This window comes from Lysinibacillus sp. NPDC096212, assembly GCF_044763105.1.
Classification (GTDB): domain Bacteria; phylum Bacillota; class Bacilli; order Bacillales_A; family Planococcaceae; genus Lysinibacillus.
Genome location: NZ_JBIWFQ010000016.1, coordinates 76,252 through 91,625 on the forward strand (window position 1 = coordinate 76,252; position 15,374 = coordinate 91,625).

Sequence of the window (15,374 nt, forward strand, 5' to 3'; positions counted from 1 at the left end):
GCGAAAGTGCAGTAGCTGTTTTTTTATTAAATTGATCCTTGCATTAACGATAAGAATCTTCCACTTAAGAGGTGTCAATATGTTAACCTTATATTAGGGTCGCAAAGAGGATGAGGGAATAGAGAATGAATTCTATACCGATTAATTTACAAGAGAAATTAGCTAAATTCCAAGATCACTGGTCTCCAAAGGTTATTGCTGAATTGAATGATTATCAATTTAAGTTAGTCAAAGTACAAGGGGATTTTGTTTGGCATAAACATGAAGATACAGATGAAGTCTTTATCGTCATTGAAGGGAATTTAATCATTGAATTTCGTGATGGAAAAGTTACTTTGAAGGAAGGGGAAATGTTTGTTGTTCCACGAAATGTCGAGCATAAACCTTACGCTGCATCCGAATGTAAAATTATGCTTGTAGAGCCTAAAGGTGTTGTGAATACTGGACAAGAACAAACAGAGCAAACAGCAGAAAATGATGTTTGGATTTAACTCTTCATTATGAAAAATTAATATACGCAACAGTACCCTTCCAACCATTAAAGTTAGAAGGGTTTATGTTGTTTATATGATTTTTTTGTGGTGTAGCTTGCACTTGTGCTAAACGATTAACATCATCTAATCAAATATTCTCTAAGAATTACTTAACATCGAAATGGAGGTTACATATTTTGAAACTGGAAAGGCTCTTATCTATTATTATTATTCTACTGAACCGTCGAAAAGTGCAGGCTAAGGACCTGGCGGAGCAGTTTGAGGTATCCATTCGGACGATATACCGAGATATTGACTCCATTAATGCAGCCGGCATCCCGATCGTCACCTATCAAGGAACAAACGGTGGCATTGGTTTGGCAGAAGGTTACCGTTTGGATCGAAATTTGCTAACAAATGACGAGCTTGCTACTATCGTTACTGCTCTTCGCAGTATCTCCACTTCATACGGCAAAGAGCAACATCAATTACTTATGGAAAAAATAAATAGTGTCGTACTACCAGCACATGAAGAAGAATTTCGACATAAGACAAATCGCATATTAATCGATTACTCTCCATGGGATGGTATTGAACGTCTCCGTAAGAAGCTACAACTATTAGACGAAGCAATAGATAGCTGTGAATTAGTCAACTTCACCTATTCGAATGTAGAAGGTGAAGTATCCAAGCGAATAGTAGAACCACATATGCTTATTCTCAAAGGAAGGCAATGGTATCTACAAGCTTATTGTCTAGAAAAAAAAGAGTTTCGCCTTTTTAAACTAAAAAGAATGAAAGGGCTCGAGGTAGATCGTGAAAGAAACTTCATTCGTCGAGATCCAGCTACTCAGAAGCATGTCGAAGGCAAGCGTAAATTCAAGCCATCCGATGTACCCGAAGTTGTCTTTCGATTCCAGGATGAAGCTCGGCATTTAGCAGAAGAGTGGTTTGGTATTGAAGAACTTTTGCCAGTTGAGGATGGCAGTTGGCTAGTAAAAAAGGCGTATCCAGAAAATGAATGGCTCTATAGTTTCATTCTTAGCTTGGGACATCATGTAGAGGTGCTTGAGCCTCAACATTTACGGGAAATCATTGCTAGTCGTGCGGAAAATATATCGATAATTTATAAAAATGACAAAGCAACATGACAATCAGTTGTCAGGTTTATTGTTTTATACTGGTTTCATTCTATAATAAGGAGAATGATTTTGGATGAAACAAAAGGAACAAAAAAGTATGACTGACTGGAATCACGTATCGTCTGAAGATAACATTACTACGAAACGAATTGAACCTAGCCGAATTGAGGTATTATCCTCCTTCACGTTAGCTGGAATTAGTACCGTTACAACAAATGAAGCCGAACAAAGCCAAGATGGCAAAATTGGTAAGTTGTTTGAAAATTTCCATTCTCAAAATATTGGTAAGAAGCTAGGAGCTCATATCCAAGAGGATGGTCATTATAGCTGTTACTTCAACTATGAACAGGGAGATGCGGGACTTTATGAAGTAATGGTCAGCGTACATATAAAGGAAGAATTACAACTTCAAAACCTAGATATGATAAAAGCATTTACTGTTCCTGCTGCAAAATATGCTGTATTCGTCACAGAACGTGGACCAATTATAGAAATGGTTCAGCGTACTTGGGCTGATATTTGGCAATGGTCACAGCAGCCAGGCAATAACCGAGCATTCACAGGTGATTTTGAATATTATAACAAGGGTATTAACCCAGAGGACGGACAAGCAGAGATTTATATTTCGATAAAATAGCTTTCGGGTTGTATTAGACAATTTGAATTGCTTGTAGAAATTTATTAATCGTACGATTGAGTGTTGATTAGTTTGTTATTTTAAAAAAGGAATGATGAATATGAGTACAATCGAAAATACCAAGGTGGAGGAAGTATTCAAACAGTATCCTAAACACATCCAGTCGAAACTATTGATTCTTCGCCAGTTAATTTTGGATACGGCAATAGAGACTGAAAGCGTAGATCATGTGGAAGAAACGTTAAAATGGGGAGAGCCAAGTTATATCACAAAAAAAGGGAGTACAATTAGATTAGGTTGGAAACAGGCACGCCCAGATCAATTTGCCATGTATTTTAACTGTAATACGAAGCTAATTGATACGTTCAAAGAGGTGTATAGAGATGTATTCAACTATGAAGGTAATCGAGCGATTGTATTTGCTGGAAATGATGAAATACCAGTAAATGAATTAAAACAGTGCATTGCATTGGCACTCACTTATCATACTCGAAAACATCTACCAATGCTTGGGATATAATAAAAAGACGTGTAAATTATAAGAAGAGGATTCCGGGCTACGCCATTATTAAAGTGCTTGTGACACATTTATTCAAGCTGCGTTATAATCGTTACGAAGATGAGATGCATCAAAAATATGATGTGTAAGAAGAAATAGCTACTGCGAAAGTGCAGTAGCTGTTTTTTTATAAGGCTAGATATATACGTATAAGGACGAAAGAACAAAACGAGCAGCGACAATTTCGAATAATGCTGGAACGAGGGCTAGAAGTATTTAGTTAAAAAAAAATACTGGACTATTCGTTCCGAAAATATTATATTATTGTTATGGAAAGGAGGAATTTACCATCGGACGTTCAAAAGAGTTTGACAAGGAGCACGTACTACATAAGGCAATGTTAGTATTTTGGGAAAAAGGCTACGATGCAACGAGTATACCGGATTTGTTAGAGGCTATGGAATTAAGCAGATCAAGTTTATACGAAACCTTTACGGACAAACAGACACTTTATATTGAGGCTATACACCAATACAAAAAATTCAATCAAAATAAACGCAATCTCTTGGTAAATGCACCGTCTGCGAAAGTTGGAATACGGCAGTATTTTGATCAGCATATTTCTTCTGCATTTGATGATGATTTGCCCAAAGGTTGTTTGATTACAAAGGCAAGCATCGGTTTGGATACACCTGATGAACAACTTAGTAAATTGATACGAGACAGCTTTGAGGAATTAGAACAGTCTTTTTATGAACTATTAAGTATAGGACAGCAGGTGGGAGAAATCGACCCTAAGAAAGATATAAAGGCTTTATCACATTTACTACTTAACCTTAATCACAGTATCAAAGTAGTTTCCAAGGTGAAAAACAACAAAAAAATTATTAATGACATGATGAATACTGTAATTGAGATGCTGTAGACAAATTTTTTTAACATTACTGGAATGATCATTCCGGTAAATACGACTTTAATAAAGTGAGGGAGAGTTTTCTATGAGTTTAATCGCAAAACAAAAAATGGAGAAACCTGTTTCATCGTGGATTATACTCATTTTGGCCATAGCTTGTGGCGTGATTGTTGCTAATCTCTATTATGCGCAACCTTTAGTAGGACCCATCAGTTCTACACTCGAATTATCTTCCGGGGCAGCTGGCCTCATCGTCACGCTGACTCAAATTGGATACGGAATCGGATTGTTATTTATCGTTCCTCTGGGAGATATCCTGGAAAATAGAAAACTTGTTGTTACTTTATTGCTCTTCACTGCAGTCGTGTTGGCGATTGCTGCAGTGGTTAAAAGTGCTACGCTATTTCTTGCAACTTCACTGTTTATCGGGGTAGGCTCAGTAGCAGCTCAGGTACTAGTACCGTATGCAGCTCATCTTTCACCCGATGCCACACGTGGTCGCAATGTGGGGAATGTTATGAGTGGTTTGTTACTTGGTATCATGCTCGCTCGTCCCATATCAAGTATTGTGGCGGAGTTTATGGGCTGGCGCGCTATATTCGTCTTTTCCGCTGTAATAATTTTTATTCTGGCTTTTGTATTAGTAAAGTTACTTCCAACAAGGCAACCAATGACAACAACACAATATTCAACACTGCTGATATCTATGTTGCATTTACTCAAATCGACACCAGTCCTACAACGTAGAGCAATCTATCACTTTTGTGTGTTCGGAACTTTTAGTTTGTTCTGGACAACTGTTCCTATGTTATTGACCAGTCCGATTTTCAATTTTTCGCAAAAAGAAGTTGCGTTGTTCGCATTGGTAGGAGTATCTGGAGCGGTTGCTGCACCTGTGGCAGGTCGTCTTGCTGATAAAGGTTGGGTTCGACCAGCTACAGGATTAGCTTTAGCTTTAGTTATCATTTCTGTCATTCTACCCCTTATGATTCAAAGAGGCTCGACATTAGCATTAGTAATATTGGTAGTTTCGGCAATTCTTTTAGACATGGGGGTTTCTGCTAATCTAGTCCTTGGTCAACGCGCTATTTTCTCATTGGGAGCAGAGTTTCGAAGCCGACTTAATGGATTATACATGGCCATTTTTTTTGGAGGTGGTGCTATTGGTTCTGCGACAGGAGGATGGGCATACGCCATGTTTGGTTGGAAAGCAGCATTTTTGATTGGAATAGCTTTACCGACCATTGCGATGATTTATTATGCGACCGAGAAAAAGTAATTAAACTATATGGATGTTCATTCAAATAGAAAAGAAGCTTTAGCAGATACAGATGACATACAACATAATTATTTAAAGAAAAGAGTAAACGAAAAAATAATAAATGAATATAGTAATTACATTCCTTCGAATATTTTTATTCGGGGGTTTTTTGTAAGGTTATTCTTTAAAATTGCTATTTGCAAAGCAAAACAACCTGGACAACCTAAATTTTAGACTGTAAGATTAGATGTTGATTAAATTTGATAGCATAGAATAGATAGAAAAAGGTGTAAATTTTGAAAATCAATAAAAAATTCGAACCATTAATTTTTAGTGTCCTTATGATTTTAGGTATATCCAGTATTATCTCTTTCGTTATGACTTCAATGAATGTTGGATATACATCTTTATTCTTTAAATCATGGATGAAAGCATGGGGAATTGCTTTTGTGGTTGCATTTTTAGCTTCTAACTTACTACCTTTTGTAGTTAAAAAGATAATGAAAATATTCACATTTATTGAGAACGAAGCTTAAGAGTAAAGTGAAATACTATGTCGTCTATAGATAAATCATCATCACTTTATTTTAAATCATTGGACTCGTCCCCCAAACCTTGAGAAAAACAACATAAGCGTGTAAATCGGTTTCACATACTCATTTCTTAATGCTACTTTCATAGATCAGCACAAACTGTTGATCCTTGAAAGTCTGATTATTCTTCCACTCCCAATATTATATTAACCTCCACTAAATATTTTGATTCACTATATTACTTTTGTATTTCACTATTCTGATCGACATTAGAAAGATATGCTGAAGCGGTATCCATACAATTTAAATCTGCTGTAAAATAGGAGAGAAAATTTGTTGATGGATATTTGTAGAAGGAGGTGTTTTTATGAAGAAGATGTTATTAACAATCGGAATAATAATTATCCTTGTTGGAGCATTCGTATTTTACAACAAACTCTATCTTCCACCACTCCCTATAGAAAATCTAAGCAAAAAAGCTGTTATAGAAAAAATAAATGATACCGAGAAACAACTTGTTAAATTGTCGAATGAAAACGGTTATGAGTGGTATGTAATAAATGAACGAAATATATCAGTAGCAGATGATATGATCAAGAAAATGGTTAGCCAAAATGGTTGGATTTTCAAACACAAGGATGGTAATGGACTCTTCTTTGAAAGACATGGTGAAAATTTGATTGTAGTGACACAAAAGTGGACTGGAGACTATTTGTTAGTGAAAATACCAGTCAATTTTAACGATTAAGGGAGTTGAATAGGAGCCTACGTATTAAAGGAGGATTGTATGGGATATATAAAGGATTTGCGTAAAGTAGTTGGAACCAGACCATTAATTATGTGTGGTGCTTGTGTATTAGTCATAAATAGTCGTAATCAGGTTTTATTACAACTTCGGATAGATAATGGATGTTGGGGGTTAATTGGGGGATCGATGGAGCTGGGTGAAACATTAGAGCAAGTTGCCCATCGAGAATTATTTGAGGAAACAGGACTGAAGGCAAAAAGTCTACAATTAATCAATACGTATTCTGGACAAGATTTTTATTATCAATATCCGCATGGTGATGAAGTTTATAACGTTGTTACAGCATTTGAATGTAAAGAATATAGTGGCAGCCTTGTTCATGATCAAAATGAGGCAACAATGCTACAATTTTTCTCTTTAGATGATTTACCCAAAAATATTAGTCCTCCTGATAGACCGATACTTGAAGATTACATAATAGGCAATAGCAAAAACCCTTCCAACTATTAAAGTTAGAAGGGCTTCATGTTGTTTATATGATTATTTTTGTGATGTGACTTGCACTTGTGCTAAACGATCAACAGCTTCCTGTAACAATTCTTTTGGTTGTACTAAGGCTAAACGTAAATAGCCTTGTCCAGCTGAACCAAATACTGTACCAGGGACTGTCACGATACCAACTTGTTCAATTATTTTAAAGGCTAGCTCTGTGCAATCAATATCGTACGGATATTTTGCCCAGACGAACATGCCACCGTCAGAAGGGGCTGCATCCCATCCTAAGTCACGTAAGCCGTTCATTAATGTTTTATGGCGTTCTGAGAATGTTGCACGTAGGCCTGCAGTAATTTCCTCTGCGTTATCAAGTGCTACGACTGCCGCATCTTGAATTGGCTCGAAAATACCGAAATCTAAATTTGATTTTAATTGTTTTAAAATCGAAATCATCTCAGCATTACCTGCGATATAAGCGATTCGTGTACCAGCTAGGCTAAAGCTTTTCGATAATGAGTTAATCTCCATGCCAACTTCTTTTGCGCCAGAAGCGGCTAGGAAGCTAATTGGACCATCTCCTGTAAAGTAGAACTCAGAATATGCTGCATCATGTAGAACGATGATGTTATATCTTTTCGCAAAGGCAATGACTTTTTCAAAATAGGCCATTGAAGGCATTGCAGGCACTGGATTACCTGGTAAGTTTAAAATTAGTAGTTTTGCTTTTTGCGCAATATCTTCAGGAACAGCGTCTAAGTCTGGTAAATAATCGTTATCAGCTGTTTGAGGCATATAGTAGGGAGTTGCACCTGCTAGATGAATTCCTGCATCATAGGCAACGTAAGCTGGGTTTGTGGATAATACAATATCTCCTGGATCACAAAAGGCGATTGGTAAATGTACTAAACCTTCTTGAGAGCCAATTGTTTGAATGATTTCAGAAGCGGGATCTAAATCTACATTGCTACGACGTTTATAATAACGACTAACAGCTTCATAAAAACGTTGCGTGCCTGTTAATGTATACCCGTAGGATTCTGCTAAGCCTGCTCTATACGATAAATGCTCGCGAATTTTAGCGTCAGGGGGGAGGTCTGGACTACCTAAGCTTAAGTCAATCAATTTCATGCCTTTTGCTTCCTGTAGCTTGGCATGATTTTTTAAATCTCCGAAGATTGCTGCTGTAAATAAAGACATTTTTTTAGATGGTACGATTTTCAAACTAGTACACTCCTTATAGTTCTATAACAGAATAGTAGTTCACATTTTATCATACTAAAGCACATAAAGGGAAAGTTATTCTGAAAAAAGAATATATTTCTATAATGAAGAAGATGTGTGCGTAGACTAGCGGAAATATTTTAACTAATGATGGAAACAATATTATATGACGGAAAAACTGTTACGTTTCTGCTATCATGAAATGAAAAGGAGCTGTTAGTCATGAACGTTTATTCTTTAAGTGGTCCAAGTGGAACAGGGAAAAGTACAAGTGCACTTGTTTTCGCTCATAAAATCGGAGTAGAGGCTCTTATTGATGATGGTCTTCTCATTGTCGATGGTGTGAAAGTAGCGGGAATCTCCGCAAAATTTGAGAAAAATACGATAACAGCCGTTCGTCGAGCTATTTTTACAGATGATACACATCGCGAGGAAGTAAAAAAAGCACTTGATACATATAAAGTACAATCGATTTTACTGATCGGAACATCCGATAAAATGACAAAAACGATAGCTCGACAGCTAGAGCTTGGTCCTATTGATCAATATTACTATGTTGAAGACGTACGTTCCCAAAAAGAAATTGCCAAAGCTCGCTTTATTCGACAGACACAAGGTAAGCACGTCATGCCAATACCGTATCGACAAGTCGAACAAAACTTTTTTATACGACTCGTTCAAAGAGGGATGGAGATTTTCTCTTCAAAGCGTGAAAAAATAGGGGAGACGACGATTGTTCGCCCTGATTTTCAACAGGAGTATATCGATATTGGAAAACATGTTTACGTGCAGTTACTAACATATTGCTGTGCCAAGCATGATATTGTACACAAAGTCGAGCACGTACAATTCGCATTAGGTGATCTAGCACAAGCAACAATTACATTACAGCTAAAGCTCCCCATTAATTATTCCTTACCAGATCGATTGTATGCATTACAAAAAATGATACAAGAGGAATTTCATCAACATTTTGGTTATGAATTAGATGCGGTTCATCTCAACATTAAATCGGTAGTGCTAAAGCGGAAATCTTAACAAACAGGTACTCCATTCGCATGAGGGCGAGTAGAGTACCTGTTTGTTATTTTGATTGACGCGTAAAGTGAGGTTGACGTTTTTCTACAAAGGCACGGCAGCCTTCTTCAAAATCTTTACCAACAAACGGTGTTGAACCTTGCCATAATGATGGGGCGCTGTCCACGCATTCTTGCACAGATTTCTTTACAGCTAGTAAAGATTCAGGAGACATTCCGGCAACAAGCTTACCCATGCGAATCATGTATTTATTTAAATCTTTTTCAGTGACTAAATAGTTAAGCATGCCTAGCTTGAAGGCTTCTTCAGCTTTAAACATACGACCGGTAAATACTAAATCCTTCGTTGTAGAAGGGCCAACTAGTTGAACTAAACGCTGAGCAAATTTGTTATTTATGGTGATCCCTAATTTACCGACCGGGATCCCAAGCTTTGCTTTTTCTGAGCCAATGCGTATATCGCAAGCTAATGCAAGTTCTAAGCCAGCGCCCATTGCGGGTCCATTAATGACGCCAATCGTTGGAATCGGTAAACGCTCAATTGTGGATATCGTTTTTTCCATATGTACAAATGCTTCTTCGGCTTTTTCAAGGGAAATAGCGTTGAATTCTTTAATATCAGAACCTGCCGTAAAGTTTTCGCCAGAGCCGCGTAAAATCAATACTTTATTTTTCGGATTATCTAATACTTGTAGGGCAATTTTAGCTAATTGATCCCACATATTTGCTGTTAGCGCGTTTTTAGCCTGTGGGCGATGGATCGTAATAATCGCTAGGCCAGCTGTTTCTTGATAAATAATCTTTGCGTCTTCTGCTTCAAGTCGAGTTGTTTTTACTTGCATACTTGAAAAGCCCCCTACATTTTATAGTTGATACGTTTATTATATAACACAAATGATAATAAACACTAAATTATACGAATTTTCATGTAAATAAGCCCTGTTATACAAGAATAGGGTCATTTCAAAGAAATTGTACTACAACAGAGTGAGGGGGGATTACTATTGTAAGAAAACAAAAGATATGAGACACTGCTAGCGGACCATTTGAACAGTGGAAGCAGGATCGTATATGAATACTACAGATTATCCGACATTAAAATTTATATAAATTAATAATAAACGTACGCACCCAAAATATAGTAAACTAAAGTAAAAACACGCACAGTTAATAAGGAGGTAGCCAGATGGTCACGCTAGGGGAAGCATGGAACAGTTATTTATTACTTTTAAATTCTTTAAAGAAAAGCGCAGCTACTAAAAAGCAGTACAATATCGATGGACAGCAATTTTTAGTGTTTGCTCATGACAATAACTACTTGTATGTGGATCATCATTTAAAAGAATTGTTATTTGTATATAGTAATTATTTAAAAGAGACTTATGCAAATGTCAACACGTTTAATCATAAAATTGCTACAATACGAGGCTTTGTAGACTTTGTCTTTTTAAGAGAGTGGGTGGAGCCATTTGACTATGAGGGCATTTTACAGCCAAAAAAGAGGCAAAAAGAAGCTTTAACATTACTGACTAATAAGCAATTGATGCAAATTGCGAATATCTGGCCAACTTATTTTCAATACGCCAAAACTGTGGAGCATGCATGGTTGGCAAGGCGTAATGGCTGCATCGTCCAAATACTGATGGAAACAGGATGTAAGCCAGCAGAGCTTGTACGTATGAAATGGGCTCATATTAACTTTGATTCATCTGTAGTTTACATTGCTAACAATAATGGACGTAGAGAAATAAAGCTTTCGCCGATATTAATGGACATGCTCGCGTACTATAAAGAGGCAACAGAGGAGTTACATGAAGGAAAGTTAGGAGAATGGCTTTGGGTTAGCGAGGCTAGTCAATCAAAAGCCATTTCAACGAAAACAATTGAGCGAATTTTCCAAACGATGTCAAAGGATATCGATACGAATGTGAGAGCTACGGATTTGCGCTACACCGTCATGCAAAAGGCATTTCAAAGTGAAAAAACAATCGAAAATATTCAAGAAAAGATGGGTTATGTTCGAAAGTGGGTGCTTACTGAAAGACAGGGGCGTTTTGAATAAAGATGGATTTTTTATAAAAATGTTCAACTTTTTTCAACGAGTGTCCAAACACCCGCTAAAAAGTAACTTAAACCCACATTCATCTCACCCTCTATAGAGATGAGAGACTTCTTTATCTGTCGCTTCGCTTTCGCTACAAAGAACATTTTCTGAAAGAAGTTAATATATGCACTTTGCATCACTCCTTAAATAAAATGTCTGTTTTATCATTTAACAATAAAGATAGGCGTACGATCGAAAATAGGTATTACGTTTTCATATTAGTTTCGATGAACCGTATCATAAGTAAGTGCGGTTTTTAGAATTGAGAAAAATTATGTCTTTACTGTAGATAAAGTGTAAGTATCAAAAGGTAGTAGCCAGGGTTGGTAGCTCACATATTACTTTCCTTTTTTCAATCAGTTAGAAGCACATAATATTTATTATAAACTTACGGAAATTTGACAGGCATATTCAGATAAAATGAATATGTCTATTTTTTATGCAATGAAAATTTTTTGTAACGGAATACAAGTTCAATAGTTATATAAGTGAAGGGAGTGAAAGCTATGGACTTTGAGGAAATCTATCAAATGTATTTTCATGATGTGTATTTATATATGAAATCATTATCGGTAGATGAAAATATTGCGGAAGAAATAACGCAAGAAACGTTTTTTAAAGCATTGAAGTCCATTCATCAATTTGATGGGAAAAAGGATATTCGGGCCTGGCTCTTTACAATCGCGAAAAATACATATTTTACGCATTACAAAAAGCAGCAACGTCAAATCAATCAGATGGAAGAATCAGTACTAGATGTTCAAATCGTGGAGCATTTAATGGATGAAGAACAGGCTTTTGCCATTCATCATTATTTACACACGATGGAAGAACCGTATAAAGAGGTCTTTTCACTTCGCACATTTGGCGAACTATCTTTTGAGAAAATTGGTCAACTTTTCGGTAAAAGTGCTGGCTGGGCTAGGGTGACGTTTTATCGTGCAAAAAAGAAAATAGTAGCGCATATGGAGGCGAGACAAGATGGAAGAAATTAAATGTACAATTATTCAAGACCTGCTACCGCTTTATGTAGATGAGGTCGTGAGTGAAGATACGAAAGATCTAGTAAATCAGCATTTAAAAGCATGCAAGACTTGTCAAAAAGAATACGAACAAATGACGCAAACGATGTATGTACCGATTGAAAATAATGCAACTTTATTTGAAAGAATCAATAAAAAATGGAATCGTAAAAAAATCATGCTTATTTGTGGTTCGGTTATAACGACTACTCTATTGTGTTTGGCTATATTTTCATATGTGTTTTATTATCAAAAAACGATTCCTTATTCAAAGGATTTATTTGCGATTGAACAACAGGAAGATGGGACACTCGTTTCTAATTATTTTGGGAAAAGTCATGCAGGGACTCATATGACGCATCCGATGAAGGTTGAAATAGATGGAGAAATGAAAAATATTAGCTTAATTTATTATGTTGAAACAATGGCTAACTCTCCTACGAGCAATTTTCTACGAGAAGATGAAAGAATAGGTCCCGATCGTTTTGAGTTACCGGACAGCCAATCTGTTGATGCAGTATATTATGGACAGTTTGATTTTGAAAAAGTAATCATCACAAAAGAGCAAACATGGGACGAACTTTTGCAAGAGATGACTTTAATTTGGGAGAGATAGAGAGAGCTAAACATTTATGTTTTATTCTAATTCATCATTTAATCATTAAATTACTCAATAAATAAAGCCTCACTTTTACTAGTCACGGTGAACCGTACCACAAGTAAGTGAGATTCTATTCATTTAATGGAGCGTTGATTAAATAGAAAAAATAGACCTAATAGTATGAACTAAAAGAAGAGAGTCAGTTCTTTATGGACTAACTCTCTTCTTTTAGTTCATATGCAGTTTGCAAGGAAAAAAATCTCTACTTAATCGGAATGGGTGAATTCAATTGTAAAGTAGAGAAATAGACGTGAGAGATAGAGCCATTTCGTTATACAAGAAATGAATAATTTGAACGAACGAATAATATTTTTCATAAGAATGATTAGGACAAAGTGGCAATATATATAGATTGTATGAATTTATGATATAGGGGAGGAATTGCAAGTGGTTGGAAATAGAGCTGTGGCCTATATGGGCTCCGGAAAAGTAGAAGTGCAAGATATTGGTTTTCCAGATTTGGTTTTACGAGATGGACCAGGGGTAAATCCACTTAATGTAGGACGCAAATGTGATCATGGTGTTATTTTAAAGGTAGTAACAACTAATATTTGTGGAAGCGATCAGCATATGGTGAGGGGGAGAACTACAGCTCCGACAGGATTAGTTCTAGGTCACGAGATTACAGGAGAAGTGATTGAAGTAGGCCGAGATGTTGAATTTATTAAAAAAGGTGATTTAGTTTCTGTTCCATTTAATATAGCTTGCGGTCGGTGCCGTAGCTGTAAGGAGCGGAATACTCATATTTGTGAAAATGTAAATCCAGATCGTCCTGGTTCAGCATATGGTTATGTCGATATGGGAGGATGGGTTGGAGGTCAATCTGAGTATGTAATGGTGCCATATGCCGACTTCCAATTATTAAAATTTCCTGATAAAGACCAAGCAATGGAGAAAATTAGAGATTTAACAATGCTTTCAGATATATTTCCAACTGGATATCATGGTACCGTAAGTGCAGGTGTGAAACCGGGATCAACTGTGTATATCGCAGGTGCAGGTCCAGTTGGTCTCGCTGCTGCCCATTCAGCTCAGTTACTAGGAGCCGCTGTAGTAATTGTAGGAGATTTAAATGAAGAAAGGTTAGCTCAAGCTAGAAGCTTTGGTTGCGAAACAGTTAATTTACGAAATCATTCAAACCTAGGAGAGCAAATCGACCAAATACTTGGAGCACCTGAAGTAGATTGTGCTGTAGATTGTGTAGGATTTGAAGCATCTGCACATGGAGCTTATGCAGTTGAAGCACCTGCTACTGTTTTAAATTCTATTATGCAAATAACACGTGCTGGAGGACGTTTAGGTATACCGGGTCTTTACGTAACTGGGGACCCTGGTGGAATTGATGAGGATGCAAAAATTGGTACGTTAAAAATTCGTCTTGGCTTAGGATGGGCTAAAGCACATACTTTTGTAACTGGTCAAACACCTGTTATGAAATATCATCGCGATTTAATGGCGGCAATTTTGAGTGGAAGAGCTCAAATTGCGAAAGCTGTTAATGCTACAGTAATATCATTAGACGAAGCTCCAAAGGCATATCAAGATTTTGATAAAGGGGCTGCAAGAAAATTCGTCATCGACCCACACGGTCTAGTAAAGTAAGAGATTTCTACAGGAGTTAAATTGAAATAAGCATAGAGGACAAATCTTTGGCTACTTTTCAATAAGAACTAGATAGCATGCTGATATTTTAAGGAGACTTTGAACTTCATTTCTCAAAGTCTCCTTTTTTTCGTTGCTTATTTACCACAAGTATATTTGTATTCAGGTTGTGTCTGAATGAAGAAACTACTTCGAACTTGTCCTGTCCAGTTTTGTAAGGATTCGTACCTACTGTTGTAGTATTTGAAAACCAGATAAGTGGAGTGAAAGAAACAAGCTGTTCAGCATCTCCCTAAACACCGCCAGCCGGAATAGTACTTTGTTTAGCCAGCAGTAAAGGAAGCCCATATTAGAAAGCCAAAGAAGGTTCAATTTGTAGGAATGGTAAATATGATTCACCTTGAGGAGTAAGAGTTAATAGGTTTTAGTAGAGCGGCTGCACGCCATAGCTTAACTTATGGCTTGTAGTTAATAATCGTGTAGAAATCGAAGATGAAGATTGGTCGAAAAATATTGAAGTTAAACAAGTACTTGATGGATTAAATTCAATAAATTCTTTACTTACTATTTAACTTATACTTTTTTAATATTATAATACTCTGTGTATTTGATTGTTTATCATTATCTTGGAGCTTGTGTTGATTTTAAAAGAAGAGACGAAACTAGCTTTTCAATGGATTCTAATAAAATCAACCATTGTGTTTAACAGAGCTTATAGTTTTTACATCCTAGCGAGTAATCAGCGAATTGGTTTTAAAAGAAAATGTACGGAACCTCATTTAGATACATTACGGGGAACCGTATCATAAGTAAGTACGTTTTCTCTGTAAAAAAACAATAAGCCTATTTAAGATATAGCAGTCTTGAATAGGCTTTATTTCTATGATACAAGTAAGAGAGTTATTTATATGGTGAATATATATAAAGAAAATATTTTTCTCCTAGGCAAATTTCATTAAATATTATACATATAAAACACACTTCTGTAATTATTGTCTATGATAAAAATGATTTTAGTAATATGCT

16 protein-coding genes and 1 pseudogene are annotated in these 15,374 nt (G+C 36.3%); 15 read left to right on the forward strand and 2 right to left on the reverse strand.

All coding sequences use genetic code 11. The features are described 5' to 3' along the window. Window positions 1–125: 125 nt before the first annotated feature. The 10 genes and pseudogenes from ACIQ7T_RS16175 to ACIQ7T_RS16220 all read left to right on the forward strand — a co-directional run bounded on the left by ACIQ7T_RS16175 (window position 126) and on the right by ACIQ7T_RS16220 (window position 6,716). Entirely contained in the window at window positions 126–491 is a 366-nt protein-coding gene (locus ACIQ7T_RS16175; protein ID WP_402871555.1) for a cupin domain-containing protein, read from the forward strand. A gap of 179 nt (window positions 492–670) precedes the next feature. After that, window positions 671–1,624: a helix-turn-helix transcriptional regulator gene (locus ACIQ7T_RS16180; protein WP_402871558.1), complete on the forward strand. Its 954-nt coding sequence runs from the start codon at window positions 671–673 to the stop codon at window positions 1,622–1,624. Between the two features lie 64 nt (window positions 1,625–1,688). Continuing rightward, entirely contained in the window at window positions 1,689–2,252 is a 564-nt protein-coding gene (locus ACIQ7T_RS16185; RefSeq protein ID WP_402871560.1) for a GyrI-like domain-containing protein, read from the forward strand. Between the two features lie 100 nt (window positions 2,253–2,352). Continuing rightward, complete coding sequence (locus tag ACIQ7T_RS16190) at window positions 2,353–2,772, forward strand: DUF1801 domain-containing protein (RefSeq protein ID WP_402871563.1); 420 nt, start codon at window positions 2,353–2,355, stop codon at window positions 2,770–2,772. 29 nt (window positions 2,773–2,801) lie between these two features. Next, window positions 2,802–2,900 (forward strand): annotated as a pseudogene (locus tag ACIQ7T_RS16195) (hypothetical protein); the annotation flags it as partial. A 248-nt stretch (window positions 2,901–3,148) separates the two neighbouring features. Continuing rightward, window positions 3,149–3,676, forward strand: a complete 528-nt coding sequence (locus tag ACIQ7T_RS16200; protein ID WP_402871566.1) for a TetR/AcrR family transcriptional regulator — start codon at window positions 3,149–3,151, stop codon at window positions 3,674–3,676. A 73-nt stretch (window positions 3,677–3,749) separates the two neighbouring features. Next, window positions 3,750–4,943 (forward strand): MFS transporter, encoded by a 1,194-nt coding sequence (locus ACIQ7T_RS16205; protein ID WP_370081419.1) that lies wholly within the window; start codon window positions 3,750–3,752, stop codon window positions 4,941–4,943. 278 nt (window positions 4,944–5,221) lie between these two features. After that, window positions 5,222–5,461 carry a DUF2798 domain-containing protein gene (locus ACIQ7T_RS16210; RefSeq protein WP_370081417.1) on the forward strand — a complete coding sequence of 80 codons (240 nt, stop codon included), beginning with the start codon at window positions 5,222–5,224 and terminating at the stop codon, window positions 5,459–5,461. Window positions 5,462–5,825: 364 nt separating this feature from the next. After that, entirely contained in the window at window positions 5,826–6,206 is a 381-nt protein-coding gene (locus tag ACIQ7T_RS16215; protein WP_402871570.1) for a hypothetical protein, read from the forward strand. Window positions 6,207–6,245: 39 nt separating this feature from the next. Beyond that, window positions 6,246–6,716, forward strand: a complete 471-nt coding sequence (locus ACIQ7T_RS16220; protein WP_402871573.1) for an NUDIX hydrolase — start codon at window positions 6,246–6,248, stop codon at window positions 6,714–6,716. A gap of 30 nt (window positions 6,717–6,746) precedes the next feature. On the opposite strand, the gene ACIQ7T_RS16225 is transcribed toward ACIQ7T_RS16220, so the two are convergent. Beyond that, window positions 6,747–7,922 carry an aminotransferase class I/II-fold pyridoxal phosphate-dependent enzyme gene (locus ACIQ7T_RS16225; RefSeq protein ID WP_402871576.1) on the reverse strand — a complete coding sequence of 392 codons (1,176 nt, stop codon included), beginning with the start codon at window positions 7,920–7,922 and terminating at the stop codon, window positions 6,747–6,749. 222 nt (window positions 7,923–8,144) lie between these two features. Between ACIQ7T_RS16225 and ACIQ7T_RS16230 the strand changes: the two genes are divergently transcribed. Next, complete coding sequence (locus ACIQ7T_RS16230; RefSeq protein ID WP_402871579.1) at window positions 8,145–8,960, forward strand: hypothetical protein; 816 nt, start codon at window positions 8,145–8,147, stop codon at window positions 8,958–8,960. Window positions 8,961–9,006: 46 nt separating this feature from the next. Here ACIQ7T_RS16230 and ACIQ7T_RS16235 read toward each other — a convergent pair whose 3' ends face one another. Then, a complete protein-coding gene (locus ACIQ7T_RS16235; protein ID WP_402871581.1) occupies window positions 9,007–9,801 on the reverse strand; it encodes an enoyl-CoA hydratase/isomerase family protein in 795 nt (264 codons plus the stop codon). A gap of 344 nt (window positions 9,802–10,145) precedes the next feature. On the opposite strand from ACIQ7T_RS16235, the gene ACIQ7T_RS16240 reads away from it, so the two are divergent. The 4 genes from ACIQ7T_RS16240 to fdhA all read left to right on the forward strand — a co-directional run bounded on the left by ACIQ7T_RS16240 (window position 10,146) and on the right by fdhA (window position 14,348). Then, window positions 10,146–11,021 carry a tyrosine-type recombinase/integrase gene (locus tag ACIQ7T_RS16240; protein WP_370081405.1) on the forward strand — a complete coding sequence of 292 codons (876 nt, stop codon included), beginning with the start codon at window positions 10,146–10,148 and terminating at the stop codon, window positions 11,019–11,021. Between the two features lie 548 nt (window positions 11,022–11,569). Then, complete coding sequence (locus ACIQ7T_RS16245) at window positions 11,570–12,058, forward strand: RNA polymerase sigma factor (protein ID WP_402871584.1); 489 nt, start codon at window positions 11,570–11,572, stop codon at window positions 12,056–12,058. After that, entirely contained in the window at window positions 12,045–12,701 is a 657-nt protein-coding gene (locus tag ACIQ7T_RS16250; protein ID WP_402871585.1) for a zf-HC2 domain-containing protein, read from the forward strand. Before ACIQ7T_RS16245 ends, ACIQ7T_RS16250 begins: the two co-directional genes overlap by 14 nt. Window positions 12,702–13,133: 432 nt before the next feature. Continuing rightward, a complete protein-coding gene (fdhA, locus tag ACIQ7T_RS16255; RefSeq protein WP_402871588.1) occupies window positions 13,134–14,348 on the forward strand; it encodes a formaldehyde dehydrogenase, glutathione-independent in 1,215 nt (404 codons plus the stop codon). The last annotated feature ends 1,026 nt before the right edge of the window (window positions 14,349–15,374 follow it).

What these genes read in the sequence shown, in the direction of transcription:
- ACIQ7T_RS16175 (WP_402871555.1), top strand. Translation starts at nt 126, where the DNA reads ATGAATTCTATACCGATTAATTTACAAGAGAAATTAGCTAAATTCCAA.
- ACIQ7T_RS16185 (WP_402871560.1), top strand. Translation starts at nt 1,689, where the DNA reads ATGAAACAAAAGGAACAAAAAAGTATGACTGACTGGAATCACGTATCG.
- ACIQ7T_RS16190 (WP_402871563.1), top strand. Translation starts at nt 2,353, where the DNA reads ATGAGTACAATCGAAAATACCAAGGTGGAGGAAGTATTCAAACAGTAT.
- ACIQ7T_RS16200 (WP_402871566.1), top strand. Translation starts at nt 3,149, where the DNA reads ATGTTAGTATTTTGGGAAAAAGGCTACGATGCAACGAGTATACCGGAT.
- ACIQ7T_RS16205 (WP_370081419.1), top strand. Translation starts at nt 3,750, where the DNA reads ATGAGTTTAATCGCAAAACAAAAAATGGAGAAACCTGTTTCATCGTGG.
- ACIQ7T_RS16215 (WP_402871570.1), top strand. Translation starts at nt 5,826, where the DNA reads ATGAAGAAGATGTTATTAACAATCGGAATAATAATTATCCTTGTTGGA.
- ACIQ7T_RS16220 (WP_402871573.1), top strand. Translation starts at nt 6,246, where the DNA reads ATGGGATATATAAAGGATTTGCGTAAAGTAGTTGGAACCAGACCATTA.
- ACIQ7T_RS16230 (WP_402871579.1), top strand. Translation starts at nt 8,145, where the DNA reads ATGAACGTTTATTCTTTAAGTGGTCCAAGTGGAACAGGGAAAAGTACA.
- ACIQ7T_RS16235 (WP_402871581.1), bottom strand. Translation starts at nt 9,801, where the DNA reads ATGCAAGTAAAAACAACTCGACTTGAAGCAGAAGACGCAAAGATTATT.
- ACIQ7T_RS16240 (WP_370081405.1), top strand. Translation starts at nt 10,146, where the DNA reads ATGGTCACGCTAGGGGAAGCATGGAACAGTTATTTATTACTTTTAAAT.
- ACIQ7T_RS16245 (WP_402871584.1), top strand. Translation starts at nt 11,570, where the DNA reads ATGGACTTTGAGGAAATCTATCAAATGTATTTTCATGATGTGTATTTA.
- ACIQ7T_RS16250 (WP_402871585.1), top strand. Translation starts at nt 12,045, where the DNA reads ATGGAAGAAATTAAATGTACAATTATTCAAGACCTGCTACCGCTTTAT.